We start from the raw sequence: 17,054 nt of genomic DNA, 5'->3' as shown, positions 1-17,054 counted from the left end.
GCAGGAATCTGTACGAGGTTCTGGTGCGAGCGAGTTCATACTTCTTCCAACATCATGTCCAAAGGCCCGAGCGAGACACGCCGGCCAGGAATCAGGTCCACTAATTCGCGCGGCGTTTCCGACGCGAGAAAACGCGATGGTTCGCTTGTTCGGTTCAGCTTCGCCTTCCACATCCCGTCGCGGATCACCAAGACCGCCGAAACGTCCAAGCTGGCACAGCGGATGTGGTTGGCAGCCGTCGGCCCAATCAGCAACGTCTTTTCGGCAATCAAGATCTGGTCCACGTGGTCTGCAAACCGATGCGGCGGGTCGAGTTCCAGCACGGCTGACGCGGACAATACCGACGGTTTTCGAATCCGCAGCGATGCGGCGCCATCAATCGGCAACCGGCTTCCATCGGCCAACAATTGTCGCCCCACTCCCAATGGCGTTCGTGAAGCATCGCCCGTCGCGTTTGCCGCCGCCGGTGCCCGTGATTCGGGTACCGGCCCCCAGAAGTAATCTCCGCCGTGGCGGATCAATGTCCCTTCGATTCGCCGCCAATCCGTTTGTACCGCGACCTCGGCCGAGTTCCCCTGCTGGCGAACGCCGCCGATCGTCAATTGATCCGCCGCGAACACGGCGTATCCACCGCAGCGATCAATCCATAGACGCCAAGCGTCGGTTCGCGGTGAAGACTCGGTCGGACGGATCATTGAATTCATCAAGTACTATTGGGAAGGGAGACGCAAAGGGCGGATCAGTCGACTTGGATCGAAACCAGTTCCGACGACTGTTCTTGGTCACCGAAGTAGGTCGCGATGTCATCGAGCAAGTGCTCGTCACTGGGCTCATCCAAGTCGATCCCACCGAAGTACTCGACATCGACTCGCATGGTTTCTTCTTTGACGTCAATATCGGTCGCAATTTCGTCCAGCAACCGACGCGTTTGCGATAGGTGACTGTCATCCAAGTTCAAGTCACTCGCCGTCTGGGCGACACGCAATGCCCCGACGCGAGCCTGCAAGTTCTCGATTTCAACTTCCAATTGCCGCTTCGCGTTCAGCATTTCCTCCATCCGAGTTTCGGCGGACGCCAGCGAAGACTCGCGAGCGGAAAGCATCTGCTGCAGTTTGTCCGCAGTCGCGCGGCGAGTTTTAAATCGTTTGAATCGATTCTTAAGATCTTCCTTCACTTGGTTAGACGAATAGCTTCGTCCGGCGTAGACAAAGTGTTGGTCGCCGCCTCGCAAATCGTCGGTCAAGCGTTCAATGTCCGACTGAGCTTTGACAAGCTTCGTTTGTGTTTCTTCAAACTCTTTTTGCAATCGCACAACTTCAATTTTTTCGGTCGCGATTCGTTTCGCATTTTTGGTGATCTCGGGTTTCAAGTCGGCAATCATCTGCCGTGCTTGCTTGATCTTCCACTCCAGTGGTACCGCTTCACTGGCTGATTCCTTCAAGTAACTCACGCCACACTTCGTGTAGCTTGCCAGCGGTACACCGACTGCCAAACTGGACAACAGTGCGACGGCGCCGCCGGCGACGATGGCTTTTTTCAACATGAATTGGGTTCCCCAAATGTGTCGTAGGACAGGAGCCGAGGGTGTCATGGCTCGATTCACCCAGTTGTTCGGCTCGAAATTCCCGTTCTTGGGGCGTCCTAAGAAAATTTTTTAAAGCGATCGCCTGCCTCCGTGGGGTGACATCTGTTTAGTGACAAGAAAACAACCGCCGACTCAATGAGTCGATGAAGCACAAAAAAACGCAACCGAGCCGGTGGACTCGATTGCGTTTTGCGTTTGGTTTTTCGGGCAAGCGACTTTATTCGCCGTCGTACCCGGTATTGCTACGGACCAGATAGAACAGCGCCTGATCTTTCGCATCACGGCGAATGTCGGCGGCCAAGGACTCCAGCCATTCAGCCTCCGACGGGCTGGTTTCAGGAGTCTGGACCGCCATGCTTGGCCGATCGGTGTCCGTGTCGCCCGTCCTGGTTGGCCGATCGGAAGTGATTTGGACTGTTTTTTCTGCGATCACAGAATCAATCCTCTGCAAAAACGAAGGAAATGTCCCGTCGCGGAGGTGAAATGATGACGTACAAAAGCTCCTTCTCGGAACCCGCGACGAATGGAAAAAAATGAAGAGCCGTGGAAGCAATGTTTCGCTTCCACGTGCCCGTCATCTTAGCAAGCGTCATCGGCGAGTCGAATCCGCACGTTGGCCACGATTTTTTCGGATCACGATCCCAACGATCGGTTTCGGCCGCCCCCCCGCTTGGTATTCCTACGGCGTTACCTGGAGCAGCCGATACTGCCACAGTCACCAACGCCGCGATTGCCAGCGCTACTGGGGAGACGCCATGATGTAGTCAATGCCGCACATATACGAACGGATCGCCTTGGCGTTTGCCCCGGAAATCGTCAGTCGCAATTTTGCCGGATTTTTTCCGTCGATCACGACACTTTTCCAACGCACCGATTCCGCCAAACTGACGTTGGGTGAATACAGGTCGATTTCCTTGATGGCCTTCTTGCCTTTCGAGTCGGTCAATTCTGCCTTGATGATTGCATAATCCTTTGCCTTCGTTAGACGCAATTCGATGTCGAAGCTGCCTTCGGTTGCCAATGGCAACTCCGTCGTCAACGTCGCCCCGACTTTGCCGCCGGTCCACCAAAGCTGCTCGTTTCCGGACCAGTCCTTTCCAAATCCGCTCATCGGCTGCGGCCGAGTGCTGCCGGCGGTGACTTCGGTATCGGAAAGCATCTCGCCTTCGATCACAATGCTGCCGGCCGGGCCGACGACACGCGATGACGCGTCCATTGCGCCGGGCAAGCCAACCTGGGTCGGTGACATGAGGTACTTGAACAAATCGCGGACTTGTCCCGGCGTCATCGGCTGCAGTTGCCCCGATGGCATTAGCGATACGTTTGACAGCTTGTCCTGTTCAATGTCGTCTTGCGAAATGATAACGACCTCGGTTGCCGTTTGAACGGTGACGGCATCGTCGTTCTCTGATTTGACGACGCCACTGACCACACGGCCATCACCAAGCAAGAAGTTTTGCACTTGATAGGCTTTACCGATCAAGGCATTCGGTTCGAGAATGTTTTCGAGCAGGTAGTCGAGTTTGCTGCGGTTGGCTCCCGTGATGTCCGGACCGATGTCACCACCGACCCCAAACAGCTTGTGACACTTTCCGCAATTGGCTTCGTAAAGTACACGTCCGCGTGACGCACTCGCCGATGCGATCGCGGCAGGCTTTAGCATTGCACGATATTTGCTGTACTCCGCTTCCATCTCTTCACTCGACTGGGCAATCTTTCCCCAAGTTTTCTCAAGTCGTTGATTGATCGATTGATCGCCAAGCGAGATTGCCTGGCGAATGATAAACGCCGGGATGGTCGCAGGATCGACCTCGCCTGATTCCATCGCGGCGACGAATTGCGTTGCCGATCGAGGTCGCGAGACGAGGGTACTGTAGGCGGATACCTTCGCCGACTCGGACAGTTGAGGCAGAGCTTCGAGCAGCTTTGCCGGAATCGATTCGGTGTCAAAATCTGCGAGCGCGGCGACGACCTTTTCGTTGACCGCGGGGTCGTCCAGCAGCGACAACAGTGTCGCCGGCAAATCACGATCTTTGGCGGTCCGCAGTGACGCGAGGGCTTCGAGACGTTTCTCGGCTGCAACTGACCGGTCGGAGAGGATCGCACGGAAGCGTGGGAACACGCTCGCATCGCCGACTCGCATCGCAAATGACAAGGCGAGTTCACCGACACGTGGCGAGTCTGACTTGACCAAGTTTTTGAAGGCATCGGGCCAACCTTGTGGCATTTTGAATCCCGCGCGGCTTTCGGCGGCAGCGTTAAGTTCCTCCAACACCACCAGTTGGTCACCTTGCTTGTTATCTTTTGCCAAGCGATCAACGAGCGCGTCGCGACCTTGAGGTGTGGTCGTCATCCGGCGGATCGCAAATCTCGCCAGATTGGGAAGTGGGCTGGACTTTGCGATCGTTAGCGCCCGTGCGGGATCATCTTCGATCAACGGTTCCAGACCGTACCAAACCATCAACGGCAAATTGTGATCATGAGCATCGATCGCGGACTTAGCCAATGTCTCGACGATATCCCAACGCCGATCATTGGGCAGACGTTCGAGGATACTCGCGAGATAGCGCCGCACGATCACACTGGAATCTTGAATGATTTCGGCATCGAACTTGAAACTGGATTCTGATGCGGTGCCTTTGGTTTGATATGTTTCGCCGGCAAAATGGACCGCCCAACCGCGAACATATTCGTCGCTATGCGTCATCATCTGACGCAGATCAGTTTCGCCTAGGACACCGGCGGCGTGCGTCGCCCAAAGGACTCGCAATCGGTCTCGGCGTGATGAGGCGATGGAAAACGCGCGCCGCAGTTTCTTTGCGACGTGGTCGGCATTCAGAGTTCCTGCGGCGGCGCGCTCTTGCAGGACCCGCATCGCTTGACGGGCGATAAATCCATTGTCACTAACGAGTGCATCGACCAGGAATTCGTCCGACGCCGCCCACAGGTCAATCTCGATTGGTCGCACCGCGCCATAGCGGATTCGAAACAGCCGACCATCGGTGCGGTCCCACACTTCGTCGGTTCGGTTGTGGCAGGTTTGAACGTCATGCCAATCCGACGTGTAAATTGCTCCATCGGGGCCGACCATCACGCCCACGCCGATTTCTAAATGATCTTTGGCAAGGGCAAAATCCGGACGATGGCGGCCGATGTAACCACTGCCGTTACGATCCACTGATTCTTGAACGAGACGGTGTCCGTGCAGATTGTGAAACAACAATTTGCCGTTGTAATGCGACGGGAATACCCCGCCGTTGTAAATCGCCAACCCACAATGCGCGTGGCCTCCGCCGAGCAGCGATGTGCCGATCGGGGCCGACGGCTTGGTACGTTTGTTATCGCCCCAAAACGCATGACTGGCGATGCTGCCGGTGTAGTGCGCGTGATCGGCAATCGTCTTGATATCGTCGTAGGTAAAGCTGTTGAAATGATTCCCGGCTTGGCGTTGATACCGTGCCCCTTGGATCATGTGGAACAAATGCGGGATCACACAGGCGGTGACAAACCAATCGCCTTCGTCGTTGTAGTCGACACCCCAAGGGTTACTGGTCCCATGGGCGAAGACTTCGAACTGATGTCGCGTAGGGTGATAGCGCCAAACGCCGGCATTGAGCCTTTGCCGCTGGTCATCCGTAGCACCGGGTTTACCGACGTTGCTGTGAGTGAACACACCGTGGCACCCATACAGCCATCCGTCCGGTCCCCAAGTAAAACTGTTCAGCGTTTCATGGGTATCATGATAGCCCCAGCCATCAAGTAGGACCTGTGGTTCGCCGTCGGGGACCAAGTCGTGATCGGCATCTGGGATAAAAAGCAGCTCTGGCGCGGCACCGATCCAAACACCACCGAACCCGACTTCGATTCCACTGGCAAGGTTAATGCCTTCGATAAACGTGTCCTTAGTTTCAAATGACCCGTCGGCGTCTTGATCTGAAAACACAACCACGCGATCGCGGCCTTGACCTTTGGGCGCCTTGGTCGGATAGGTATGCCCTTCGATCACCCACAGTCGGCCTTTCGCGTCGAAACACATCGCGATGGGCTGGGTAAGTTCTGGTTCGGCCGCGATCAAATCGACTTCGAAGCCGTCGGGAACCATCATGTTCTCGGCCGCCTCTTTCGGCGTGTAGCCATCGGCATACTTGGACTGATCGCGTCCTTCTTGAAGATTCCATTTTTCAGGGACGAACGCAGTCACCGAGTCGACTTGCGTATGAATCGCTAACCCGCGTTTGCTACACGAGACGATGTCCGGACGCTGATCGTCATTCAGGTCTGCGACCAAGACATCCGTACCGACGCCGGAATCATGATCGATCATGCGGGGAACGAATTCGATTCCCGAGTCGGTTTTGACATTTTGGAACCAGTACAGAACCGGTTCTTGCAATCCGCCGGCGTCTTTACCGCGATGGGCCATCCAGCGTTTTCCGGTCACAATGTCTTGACGTCCGTCACCATCGATATCCGCCATGGCGACGACGTGCAACTGACTGAACGCGACGCCATAATCGTTTTCGGTCGAAGCTTGCCCCATGATGTTGTGATATTCAAACTGCCCCGGTTCGGTTTGCTCGAACCAAGCAAGCCCCCAACCGTGCGCGTTTAGTGATGTGACCAAGTCGGCATCATTGTCTCCGTCGACGTCGACAACACAGATCTGCGCACCGCCTCCGCCGAGTCGGTCGGTATTCCAAATTTGCCGCTGCCAGGGCTGGTCGCCTTTAGGGTCAGTGGATTTTTGCGTGCCGGATTTTTGGGTACCGGGATTTTTCCACCAGTAGACCTTGTCAAGTAAATCGACATGGCCGTCCCCGTCGACATCACCGGCGCCGAGTCCATGTGCGAAGCGACCTCCGCAAGCACCGGGACGCGTCACCGCGTGGAACGTCCAAGGCTGTGTCGCGTCGTCACCGGCTTGGAAAAAACCATAACGACCTTGGTTGCCACAAACGATTTCAGGAAGTCCCCCGGGGACCACTTCGCAGAACGCAGGCGACTCGTTATCAACGCCGCCGGTGATCTCGCTCATCTGCCAATGCGTGTCCCCCGAGCCATCGACCAACTTTCCGGGTCCGGGGTTGAGATACAGACGCGCCGCTTGACCGGGAAAGCCGACCACGAGGACATCGTTTGCGCCGTCGTTGTTGACATCGACGACGTGACTAAAAAATTGATCGCTATAAACTTCGACCGGGAATTCGCGAGGCGGTGCGAGTTCGAAGTGTTGATCGAAATCAGGTCCGCGAAACCACAGCGGACCGGCCACTATATCGGCGATCCCATCACCATCGATGTCCCCCCGCGATGCTCCCTCGGCATGGAAACTCTGATGAATTCGCTTCGTTGACCAACCGCTCGAGTCCGCCGCGAAGATTACCGGCGGCGAAAGAAACATGCCGAGGGCTGAGAGGGCCAAGAACGAACGGCCGAGTGAAATTCGCCGAGGCGAACGCTGACGACGCAGTGTCATACCGAGGTAACCGTTGATGTAGAAGGGCTGGGCGGTGGGATCGCTAACGCACCGCTAGCTAGCGATCGCCTGGAAGACGAGTGGGCCGGATAGCGAACGGGCGATAGCGGGGCGGAGGGACTCATTAGTACCAAACGAAGGCCGAATCGGGCGACCGTCGAATCAGAGCTAGCCGACCGATAGGCTACACGATTTCTATCCGGTCACAAGTAAATTGGCTCGGCCGAGCACTTGTAGGGGGGGACGCCGCATCAGATACTGCAACTTGCTGTAAACTGCCGATGAGTCGGAAGTGCGGCATATGGCGCCGACCGGCCCGCATTTTATTCCATCACTCCAATGAACTTTCCGAGGACTCCGATGTCCGAGTCGTTTGAATCCCAATTTGTCGATGCCGTCGAAAAACGCGACGCGGCGCTCGTCCGGCAAATGATGGCCCAGGCCGAGTTTGTTCTGTTGGCTGTGGCAGACGATGAGGACGATTCCGAAGAAGACGGCGCGGCGAATGTCTTCAGCACCGAAGTCGACGGCATGGATCTGCTGGTGGCGTTCACCAGCGATGAGGCCGCCCGCAACTTCATTGATCTGCGACGAGATCAATACGAAGAAGACGAGGAGATCGGCGGTTACATCCTTGGTGGCGAAACCCTACTGGAATACATGCCGCCGGAGCATGGGTTGTACCTCAACCCCGATACCGAATCCCCAATGGTGGTCGATCAGGAACTGCTAGCGCTTGTTCAAAAAGTGCAAGTGTAGCCATGATTGCGATGGCCCAATAAGAAACGTGGGTCGGACCGATCGGCCGACAAGTATTTGCCCCCGTGACTGAAACGCAACGGTGGATAGCGCCAATACGGTCCATTCAGAACCGCCGGCCTAAGGCTAGCTATTTCATGCGTCGTCGGCGATACCGCCCGCGGCGAGCGTTTTCAAAACCACCACCGCTTGGTTGGGCGCGAGCGTGCCGCCAAAATCGCCGCCTTTGGAATTGGCGATCACGTCTCCATCAACGTCAAATGCAATTGCATTGTCAATCGCGCCACTGCAAAGACGAACCGCGACGGTCAGAATCTGGGCCGCGTTGCGATAACGAAGAACGAAACATTGTCGTTCTTGATCGACGTCGACTTCCAGACAGTCGTCGACCAGTAAACCCGAGTCGCGAAACTGTCGTCGCAAACGAATTACCTGCTTGTACCAGTTTAACGTCTCGGTATGACCGTCTTCTCGGCGACCGATCTTGGCCCTTGTGAACGCGGCTTCATCGGTCGGAAGAACGCCCGCATCCCAATCATGCTGAGGGTATTCTCTTCGGCGACCTTCGACGACCGCTTGCCGCAGGTGATCGTCGCCGAAATCGACAAAGAAACAGAACGGTGCTTCACAAGCAAACTCTTCCCCCATGAAGAACATCGGGATCGCTGGAGACAACGTCATCAGCGCCACCGCGGCTCGATGAGCATCGTGTGATGTCAGACGATGCAGTCGTTCGCCCAGTGGATGGTTCCCTATGAAGTCATGGTTTTGGATCGAGTACACCATGCCGTGTGTTTCCACACGCTTGTCAAGCGTTCGACGCTCGGGTTGATCCCGCATCGTCCCTTCGTAGACATATCCGAACTGCAGCGTTTGGGCCAAGTCGCTCTGCGGGCGATATTCACGATTGGTCAGTTGCTCTTCGGGACGCAACACGGAGAAGGTGCTGTGCAAGAAATCGTCACACCACATCGCATCAAAGCCCAAACCACCGTCGCTTTGTTCGACCAGCATGTCCGGATCGTACACATTGGATTCGGCGATCAACAACGCCGGACGGCCTGTCGCTTGTGACCACTGCCCCACGGCGCGGGCCATCTCCGATACGACGTGTGGTTCGCGATCGTCCATCATGCAGTGAATCGCATCGACTCGCAGTCCATCGAGATGGAACTCGTCCAGCCAATAGATGGAATTGGCGATAAAGTAACGCCGAACTTCGTCACCAAATTCGGGATCATCAAAGTTCGGGGCTTCCCCCCAAACCGTATGATGGCGTTTGGAAAAATACGGGGCGAATTCGTTCAGGTAGTTGCCTTCCGGGCCGACATGATTGTAGACCACATCTAACAGGACGGCTAAACCGGCCCCGTGCGCTGCATCGACAAACCGCCGAAAGTCATCGGGCGTTCCGTACGCTTCGGTAGGCGCAAAGAAGTTGACTCCGTCGTACCCCCAATTCCACCGGCCCGCAGATGCCGCGACCGGCATCCACTCGATCGCTGTCACACCGAGATCGACCAACTCCGGCAGGCGATCGATCGCAGATTGAAATGTCCCGCCTTCGGTGAACGCGCCGGTGTGCGCTTCATAGATCACCAAGTCATCCCGCCGTACGCCCTTCCAGTTTTGATCGGTCCATCGATACTCGCTGTCGATCACTTCACTGGGGCCGTGAACGCCCTCGGGCTGAAACCGTGACGCCGGATCCGGACGTCGGTCGCCACCGTCGACACGGTAGAAATATCTTGCTCCCGCGACAACGCCGGCCACCTCGGCATCGTGGTATCCGCTTTCACGCCGCCGCATCCTGACACCGGTGGGACCGCCGACAATGTCGATCGTGACCTGCGAAGCGTGCGGGGCCCACACGCAAAACGTCGTGGAGTCGCCCGACGGCGTGGAGCCGAGACGGCGATGAAAATCGATGACGGATTGAGAGTTGATTTTAGTCATAACCGCCGATTATCACCGCTAATCAAATCAGTGCCTACCCAAGCAAAGAACAAACAAAAAAACGCTCGCGTGTCGAATCGATACGCGAGCGCCGAAATGAAAATGACGAAGAAATCGCTGTTTAGCAAAGACTACTTGTGCTCGCTGTGGCATGCTTTGCAGTTACTTGCTTTCTTAAGCATCGCCACACCGTCTTCTTTATCTTCTTTGACTGCCTCGGCCGCTTTGACAAGCGCCGTCGTCAGCTTTTTCCAGCTTTCTTCGTCACCCTTTTTGGGTGTATTCTTGGTCATCGCAACCATCATCTCATGAAGCTTCTTGACTTCTTCATCAGAAGCGTCACCGGCAACGACTTTCTTTACCAGCGGTCCCTTGAACGCTTCCTTCATCACCTGCTTGATCGTGTACTTAGGCTCGTCGCTTTCTTCGGCGGCCAGAACAGGCATGTAGACGGTGAGAGAGGCAAACGCGGCAACGAGCGCTAGAGAGAAACTTTTTTGCACCATTACTTGTCTCAAATACGTGTCGCGGAAACCACGCAGCGAAATTGCCGCGCGGGGCAAGCTAGATATAGATGATGGACAAGTAGACTGCCACAAATAGCAGGTTCACTTTATCCGATTGCCGAAAAATCTTTTTGGAATAGCGTCGATAACGCGAAAATTTAATGACATCTGGCCGGATGACGACCGGCCGGACTAAAACGGTCGATCACTCGGCCGCGTCTGATCGGGGACGAACATAGACCCGCAGTCGTGCCTTGGCGTAGCTCGACGCGTTGGAGCTGAATGTCCAATCGGAGTGTTCGGCATCGCGATTGCCAATGCCAAGATCCGCATTCTTTCCGGACTTCCAATTGTTGACCGCGAAGATCGTTTGTTTCGCACCCGGATTATGAACTTGCATCGATCCATAACCATCGTTCGGAGGTCCCGGGTCGTCACCAAAGTCGTACGCTGTATTAGACGCCCCGGTGACACCACTCCGGTTTCGTTGGCCATAGTTGCTTGGCCAAAATTCGATGTTTCCCGTCGCGATCGAGCGTCCGCCGGTGATCGACGATTGGTTGGAAAAGACGTCCAGATTACTGACCGACTGTTGAAACACGGCCCCCGAGTCGATCGTTGGGACGCCCAGCAGTTTGGCTTGATCGGTAAACGCATCCATTGCGACAAAGACCTTTTGCCCTTCGCCTTCACTCGGTGTCAGTTCGACCAAATAACCGACTCGGTCGAAAGTTCCGACTTGGTCACTTTTGTCGACGTCATAGCTGATCGAGCGACCAAGCGTTTTAAGGTTCAAGTCATAGACCAATGTGAACTCACGTTCGATCGCCGCCGTGGTCGGAAATTCGGGAACTTCACCGCCACGAAATGCACCGACGGGTAGGCCGGTTGCGCCGGTCAAGTTTGGTTCGGCAAGTTTGTGCCATGCGAACCGAAACGCGGTCGGCTTAGAAACGCTAGCGGAACGAAGCGAAACACGATTGCCATCGATCGTGGCTGTAGCGTCTTGAAAGCCATAGGAATCGTTGCCAATCAATTCAAAATGAGACGGTGGCTGACCATCGCGTGTCTTCAGCGTTCCGCCGGTATTTTCAAACTCGATGATTACTTGATCACCTTCGATCGTCATCGATTTCATCGAAGGACTTGCCGCGACGACCTCTGATTTCCCATAGTCATGCTTGAGCGCCCACAACGCCAGTCGCTCTCCGACGTCCTGTTTGTTCGGCGGATGGATATCGTTTAGCGTTGCGATGTCGTTGATGACAACCATTCCGATATTGGGCAGCGACTGAACCGCGGCTTGAGCTTCCCAGAATCGCGGCAAGATCGTGCTGTCTTCGTTGCCGTATTGGTACGGGGCGATCTGAACGAAGTAGAACGGAAAATCACCTTGATTCCAAAGCTCACGCCATCCGTTGATTAACGCCTTTTTCTTCTCGAAATACAGCATTCCCTCGTTGTGATTCGATTCGCCCTGATACCAGATCGCACCACGAATCGGGTAGCCGACGATGGCATGGATCATACCGTTGTAGAGCATCGTCGGATCCTGGTGGCTCGTGTACGGCTTCAAAGCATTTGGAAACGAAGGGCTGGCCGTCACCCGTTCCCCCGCTTGTAAACTCGATTCTGCTTTAGCGAGCCAAGTCTTCGTCGATTCGAGATGCCGGCTCAACAATTCCTTGTATCGGTCTGTTCCCGGAGTCTTTGCGAGAACGCTCCGATACAAGTCCTCGAGAGCTTCGACTTGTTGGAAACCGATCGGTGGCGTCCACGGTTCGACTCGCGTTCCGCCCCACGACGAGTTGATCAATCCGATCGGCACGTCGAGCTCGTCGTGCAGGCGCCGAGCCATGAAGTAACCGCAGGCGGTGAAACCACCGACCGTGTCGGGTGAGCATGTTTGCCAGTCACCACCAACATCGTCGAGTGGATCGTTCGACGGACGACGGGCAAACTTGATGTGCCGTATCAACGGGAAATCTGCGGCGGCAATCTCTTGCTCGGCATTGCTGCTCGACCGAACGGCCCATTCCATGTTGGATTGCCCCGAGCACAACCAGACCTCGCCCACCAACACGTCGTTGATTTCGATGCGATTCGTTGCGGCGACCGTCAGCGTTAATGGTTTGGTGCTCGCAGTCAACGCATCAAGCTCAACGCTCCAGGAACCGGATTGATCAGCCGTCGCGGTCGACGAACGATCGGGCAAGGTTCCCGAGGAATCGAGCAGTGTTACGTTGACGGTTTCCGATGGATCGGCCCATCCCCAAATGCGGATCGGCTTTTCTTGTTGGAGCACCATGTGATCACCGAAGAACCCAGGTAAGCGAACTTCGGCGGTGGCGTCAAACGCAAAGCCAAACATGGCAATCACGACAAACGCCAATTGCGAACGGAGATAGAGATTCATCACGCAGTTAATCAGGTAGGGGGATAAATAGGTAGGATTGAGTGCGTTGTTTAAGCTCGTTCTTTACAATCACCGCATGACGCCATGCCCCGGTAGTTTCACGGAAACCATGGCGTACGCTATGCGGCAATTTCTAAAACCGAACTGGAACAAAGCCCTAGGGAATTAAAGCCTCGACGAGTGGCTTGTGAAACGTTTCTGTCTGTGGATCGAAGATGCCAAAACCGGCCGCGAGTTCCCAATAACACCAGTCAAGATCAAGGGATTCTGCGGCCTCACGAACGCTCGCGGTCCAGCGTACGCGAGATCGCAAGTCGCCCGCTTGGTACGCCCCGAACTCACCGAGATAAATTCGCCGCTTGTACTGTTTTCCCCAGTTCGCGGCTCGCGATAAATCATGGTGAATCGCCTCGGCAGCCGTGCTCAGCAAACTTTGCGAGCGACCATCATAAACCAACTCCAAGGCGGCGATGCGAAACGGCGCGGTCGGCTGGTCTGATTGGCTTTGTAGGTAGATCGTAGTAAACGATTGGCCGGGCAGGCTCTGCGGTAGCGCGACGCGAATTGGCTTCCCCGCTTCGGTTTTGATGACCTTCGCGAAGATCGGTTCCGGATCATCACCGTCGTCCGAGGACCGTTTGGCGGGGACGAGCGCGAGCCTTAGTTTGATCGACCGATCGGTGTGAATTACAAACGCTTGTGGTACGTTCACATCTGAGGACGCGCGCAGCTTGACGCCTGCCCAACCAGCTTCATAGTCCACCGACAACCCCGATTCGCTGCCTTCGATCTTGGTATTCCAGGATTCGTTTTTCCAACCGCCGGCGATCATCAAACTTTCCGGAACCCAGGCCACGCCGGTCGGCTTCATCGGCGACACCCAAGACGCCCCCTGATGTGTAAAATCAAACGGCAGATAGTAGTGAACCGTGACGACGATCAAGGGATCGTTCGGCAACGTCAGCTTGTGAAGTGAACCGATCGCATTATAGTCGACCGGACCGATCACAATCGTTCGGTGTGGGTTGGTTCGCCGTACCACGCGGATCGCATCGACCACCATGGCATCCCAAGTTGCCGGCGTTTGGCCGAGTTTTCCGTGTGGCTCGTTCAACAACTCGAAGGCAACCGATTCGTTGGGCAGATCTGCGAACCGATCCGAGATTTGATGCCACATCGCCAAAAAGCGGTCTCGGTCGGCGAGCGGTTCTTCGTTCAAGCTGGGATCGTGGTGGCAGTTGATCAACAATTTCAGATCAGCCCGCAGACACGCATTGGCTAACGTTTCGACTCGGCTAAAAAAGCGTTCTTCGATTTTGAAGGGAGGCGACTTCTCGGTGTGATAGCCCCAACTGATCGGCAGTCGTACATGATCGAATCCGGCTTCCTTGACCTTCTTGAACCAACCCACGTCGGCCTTCAGTCCCCATGCCCCTTCGTGTGGGGCTTCGAGCATGTTTCCAAAGTTGACGCCTCGACCAAGCTTGATCGGCGAGACGACCTGGGCGGTAACATCGGGGACAAACGCGGCCAGCAGCAACGCCAGAGACGCGAGGACGACAGAGGGAGTTTTCATAGAACCCGGGCCCGGGGAATCAATCGTGAATCGTACAATCCGCTAAACACAGCACCATTGTATCTCGGTGCCCTCCCACCGTTCGTCGTTGCCGACCGCTACGGTTTCGCCTCTTGACGGGCTGACTCCGATCGCCAACGCTTTGACAAAAGACATTTTGTGACGTTAAACCCTGGACAACTTGATGAGCTTTTCAGTTGCATTAAAAGCGTTTTTTGCCGCAATCGGCAACAAAGACAAGTCAAATGCGATCCAAGCGGCGATGCAGGGAACGAACGTCAAGGCGATTGATGCCCCCAAGCAACCCGAATCGTCGCCTCAGCCGGTCGTCCAACCGCCCCCGAAACGGGATTCGGCGCTAACGTTGCTCGCCGCACTGCAACGCGAAGCACGACTTGTCGATCTGATTCACGAAGATTTAGATCAGTACGCCGATGCCCAGGTTGGTGCCGCCGCCCGCCCGTGTTTGAAACAGTGCGCCGGCGTCCTCGACCGTCTGCTGGGAATCAAACCGCTGGTCGAAGCGGGCGAAGGAGAAACGGTGACGGTCGGGCCTTCCCCCTCCCCGATGCGTTACCAATGGATCGGCGAAGGCGAGGCTGACTCTGCCAAACTGGTTCACCACGGATGGCAAGCAAGCAAGGTTGAATTGCCGAGTTGGTCCGGCGCCGATGCGGATGCAAACATCATCGCACCGGCACAAGTGCAGCGCAATTGACCGCGCCACGCTCCTAGATCGCGTCGCCGCCGGCAGGCCAATCCGCCCCAAACTTTTTGATCCACAAAGACATATCGATGGCTCCCCGCTTTTGTGTTGGAATCGACCTCGGCACGACGAACTCCGTCGTCGCCTTTTCCGAACTCCCGCAGGATAATGCTTCGGCAAAGCAACAACCGCCGCCCGAGTTGCAACTCCTGCCGATCCCTCAATTGGTCGGCCCGGGGCAAGTCGAAACGCGATCGGCGCTGCCTTCGTTTTTGTATCTCCCGCGAGGCGGCGAAATCGATTCACTCCAGCACTCACTGACCTCTGACCCGGCGAGCGGAATCGCGGGAGTGTACGCGCGACAACAAGCGGCCGAGAACCCACAACGTGTCGTCGTCGCCGCCAAGAGTTGGCTATGCCATGGAAGTATCGGACGAACCGAACCGGTTTTGCCATGGCAATCACCGCCGGAAGTCCCCAAGGTATCGGCGTTCGATTGCACACAGAAATTTCTGGCACATCTGGTCGCCGCTTGGAACGAAAGTCACGCCGACGCCCCGCTGAAACATCAACAAGTCGTGCTGACGGTCCCCGCTTCATTTGACCCCGCGGCACGCGAATTGACCCGCCAGGCGGCGATCGAAGCCGGCTTACCTGACGACTTCGTACTACTGGAAGAACCGCAAGCGGCCGTCTATAGCTGGCTCGCTTCACAATCAGAAACTTGGCGTGGTGAACTGACCGCCGGCGACTTGCTACTGGTTGTTGATGTCGGCGGCGGCACGACAGACTTGACGCTTGTCGCGGTTCAGGAAGAGGGCGGCGAACTCAGCCTTCAACGTCTGGCGGTCGGCAATCACCTGCTGCTCGGCGGTGACAATATGGACTTGGCTCTCGCGCATCAAGTCGCCACCGATCTTCAAGAACAAGGTCATTCGCTAGATCCTTGGCAAAGCGTTTCACTTTGGCACGCGTGTCGTGAAGCCAAAGAAAGCTTGCTCGCAAGCGACGGCCCGAACGAAAAAACGATCTCCGTTCTCGGCCGAGGAAGTTCGTTGATTGGCGGAACGATTTCGACACCCCTGACCGCCGACCGTACCCGTGAAGTCATCGTCGAAGGCTTCTTTCCGAAGTGCAGGTCAGATGTCCGACCGGAGCGAAACGCGGCATCCGGGTTTCAGGACATTGGCCTGCCCTACGAAGCCGACCCCGCGATTACTAAACAAGTCGCCGCGTTCTTGTCTGATCAAGCGGAAACAATTCGCCAGGCTCAGCCAAACGCCGGTGGCGACGTCCCCACCGAAGATTTCATCGGGCCGACGCACCTGTTGTTCAATGGGGGAGTGTTCCGCGGCGAAGCCCTACGGGATCGCATGCGAGAATCGATCAGTGACTGGTGTTCGAGCGAACCGAAAGTGTTGGGTGGTCACGAGGAACTGGATTCAGCCGTCGCGTTGGGCGCCGCGTATTATGGTTGGACGAAGCAGACCGGCGGAATTCGGATCCGTGGCGGTACCGCAAAGTCGTACTACATCGGAATCGAAACGGCAGGACTGGCGATTCCCGGAGCCCCGCGACCACTTCGGGCGCTCTGTGTCGCTCCCCAGGGAATGGAAGAAGGGACCGAATCGGAAGTCCCCGGCAACGAAGTCGGCTTGATCGTCGGAACCCCCGCCAGATTCCGATTCTTCGCTTCGGCGAAGCGTGGCGATGACGCCGTTGGGGCGCAGCTCGATCGCTGGCTGCCCGATGAGTTGGTCGAGAGCGAACCGATCGAACTGACGCTACCTCGGCAATCCAGTGACGAAGGCACCAAAGATCCCTTCGTTCCGGTGCGTTTTGTTAGTCGGGTGACAGAGCTTGGAATGTTCGAACTCTGGTGCCATTCGACGCGAACCGACGAACAGTGGAAGATGGAATTCAACGTGCGTGAACCCAAAGATCCATCAGCCGACGGCCGTTAGCCCCAGTGAATCAGCTCAGCCGTGGCAAACCCTATGCGGCTAATCTCGAAAACATAGCAACGAAAGACGTTTCCACGAACGGATTTCGGTTCATCCGTTTCACCATCGTT

The 17,054-nt window shown here is 56.0% G+C and carries 11 protein-coding genes; 3 read left to right on the top strand and 8 right to left on the bottom strand.

What is annotated here, in order from left to right:
* Positions 1 to 35: 35 nt before the first annotated feature.
* The 4 genes from FYC48_RS18625 to FYC48_RS18615 all read right to left on the bottom strand — a co-directional run bounded on the left by FYC48_RS18625 (position 36) and on the right by FYC48_RS18615 (position 7,061).
* Entirely contained in the window at positions 36 to 704 is a 669-nt protein-coding gene (locus FYC48_RS18625) for a hypothetical protein (protein ID WP_149498297.1), read from the bottom strand.
* Between the two features lie 35 nt (positions 705 to 739).
* Positions 740 to 1,543, bottom strand: coding sequence for a hypothetical protein (locus FYC48_RS18620; RefSeq protein WP_149498296.1), 804 nt, complete (start codon positions 1,541 to 1,543; stop codon positions 740 to 742).
* 259 nt (positions 1,544 to 1,802) lie between these two features.
* Positions 1,803 to 1,940: a hypothetical protein gene (locus FYC48_RS27860; RefSeq protein ID WP_160149610.1), complete on the bottom strand. Its 138-nt coding sequence runs from the start codon at positions 1,938 to 1,940 to the stop codon at positions 1,803 to 1,805.
* Between the two features lie 384 nt (positions 1,941 to 2,324).
* Positions 2,325 to 7,061 (bottom strand): PVC-type heme-binding CxxCH protein, encoded by a 4,737-nt coding sequence (locus FYC48_RS18615; RefSeq protein WP_149498295.1) that lies wholly within the window; start codon positions 7,059 to 7,061, stop codon positions 2,325 to 2,327.
* Positions 7,062 to 7,421: 360 nt separating this feature from the next.
* On the opposite strand from FYC48_RS18615, the gene FYC48_RS18610 reads away from it, so the two are divergent.
* Complete coding sequence (locus tag FYC48_RS18610) at positions 7,422 to 7,820, top strand: SseB family protein (protein WP_160149609.1); 399 nt, start codon at positions 7,422 to 7,424, stop codon at positions 7,818 to 7,820.
* Positions 7,821 to 7,955: 135 nt separating this feature from the next.
* Here FYC48_RS18610 and treZ read toward each other — a convergent pair whose 3' ends face one another.
* From treZ to FYC48_RS18590, 4 genes are all read right to left on the bottom strand, one after another.
* Complete coding sequence (gene treZ / locus FYC48_RS18605; protein WP_149498293.1) at positions 7,956 to 9,776, bottom strand: malto-oligosyltrehalose trehalohydrolase; 1,821 nt, start codon at positions 9,774 to 9,776, stop codon at positions 7,956 to 7,958.
* A 131-nt stretch (positions 9,777 to 9,907) separates the two neighbouring features.
* Positions 9,908 to 10,282, bottom strand: coding sequence for a hypothetical protein (locus FYC48_RS18600; protein WP_149498292.1), 375 nt, complete (start codon positions 10,280 to 10,282; stop codon positions 9,908 to 9,910).
* 205 nt (positions 10,283 to 10,487) lie between these two features.
* Positions 10,488 to 12,698, bottom strand: coding sequence for a sialate O-acetylesterase (locus FYC48_RS18595; protein WP_149498290.1), 2,211 nt, complete (start codon positions 12,696 to 12,698; stop codon positions 10,488 to 10,490).
* A 157-nt stretch (positions 12,699 to 12,855) separates the two neighbouring features.
* On the bottom strand, positions 12,856 to 14,274 hold the full coding sequence (locus FYC48_RS18590; protein ID WP_149498289.1) for a glycoside hydrolase family 5 protein: 1,419 nt from the start codon (positions 14,272 to 14,274) through the stop codon (positions 12,856 to 12,858).
* Between the two features lie 184 nt (positions 14,275 to 14,458).
* On the opposite strand from FYC48_RS18590, the gene FYC48_RS18585 reads away from it, so the two are divergent.
* Together FYC48_RS18585 and FYC48_RS18580 are read left to right on the top strand one after the other, a co-directional pair.
* Positions 14,459 to 14,992 carry a DUF2760 domain-containing protein gene (locus tag FYC48_RS18585; RefSeq protein ID WP_149498287.1) on the top strand — a complete coding sequence of 178 codons (534 nt, stop codon included), beginning with the start codon at positions 14,459 to 14,461 and terminating at the stop codon, positions 14,990 to 14,992.
* A gap of 77 nt (positions 14,993 to 15,069) precedes the next feature.
* Entirely contained in the window at positions 15,070 to 16,944 is a 1,875-nt protein-coding gene (locus tag FYC48_RS18580; RefSeq protein WP_149498285.1) for an Hsp70 family protein, read from the top strand.
* Positions 16,945 to 17,054: the final 110 nt, after the last annotated feature.

Origin of the sequence: Roseiconus lacunae, from assembly GCF_008312935.1 — a bacterium.
GTDB classification, from domain to species: Bacteria; Planctomycetota; Planctomycetia; order Pirellulales; family Pirellulaceae; genus Stieleria; species Stieleria lacunae.
The sequence above is the reverse complement of the archived record's forward strand: the minus strand, read 5'-3'. Positions and strand labels throughout refer to the sequence as shown.

Bases quoted from the DNA above. Each gene is read 5' to 3' on its own strand.
- FYC48_RS18585 (WP_149498287.1), top strand. From the start codon at position 14,459: ATGAGCTTTTCAGTTGCATTAAAAGCGTTTTTTGCCGCAATCGGCAAC.
- FYC48_RS18600 (WP_149498292.1), bottom strand. From the start codon at position 10,282: ATGGTGCAAAAAAGTTTCTCTCTAGCGCTCGTTGCCGCGTTTGCCTCT.
- FYC48_RS18615 (WP_149498295.1), bottom strand. From the start codon at position 7,061: ATGACACTGCGTCGTCAGCGTTCGCCTCGGCGAATTTCACTCGGCCGT.
- FYC48_RS18620 (WP_149498296.1), bottom strand. From the start codon at position 1,543: ATGTTGAAAAAAGCCATCGTCGCCGGCGGCGCCGTCGCACTGTTGTCC.
- FYC48_RS18580 (WP_149498285.1), top strand. From the start codon at position 15,070: ATGGCTCCCCGCTTTTGTGTTGGAATCGACCTCGGCACGACGAACTCC.
- FYC48_RS18590 (WP_149498289.1), bottom strand. From the start codon at position 14,274: ATGAAAACTCCCTCTGTCGTCCTCGCGTCTCTGGCGTTGCTGCTGGCC.
- FYC48_RS18625 (WP_149498297.1), bottom strand. From the start codon at position 704: ATGAATTCAATGATCCGTCCGACCGAGTCTTCACCGCGAACCGACGCT.
- treZ (WP_149498293.1), bottom strand. From the start codon at position 9,776: ATGACTAAAATCAACTCTCAATCCGTCATCGATTTTCATCGCCGTCTC.
- FYC48_RS18610 (WP_160149609.1), top strand. From the start codon at position 7,422: ATGTCCGAGTCGTTTGAATCCCAATTTGTCGATGCCGTCGAAAAACGC.
- FYC48_RS27860 (WP_160149610.1), bottom strand. From the start codon at position 1,940: ATGGCGGTCCAGACTCCTGAAACCAGCCCGTCGGAGGCTGAATGGCTG.
- FYC48_RS18595 (WP_149498290.1), bottom strand. From the start codon at position 12,698: ATGAATCTCTATCTCCGTTCGCAATTGGCGTTTGTCGTGATTGCCATG.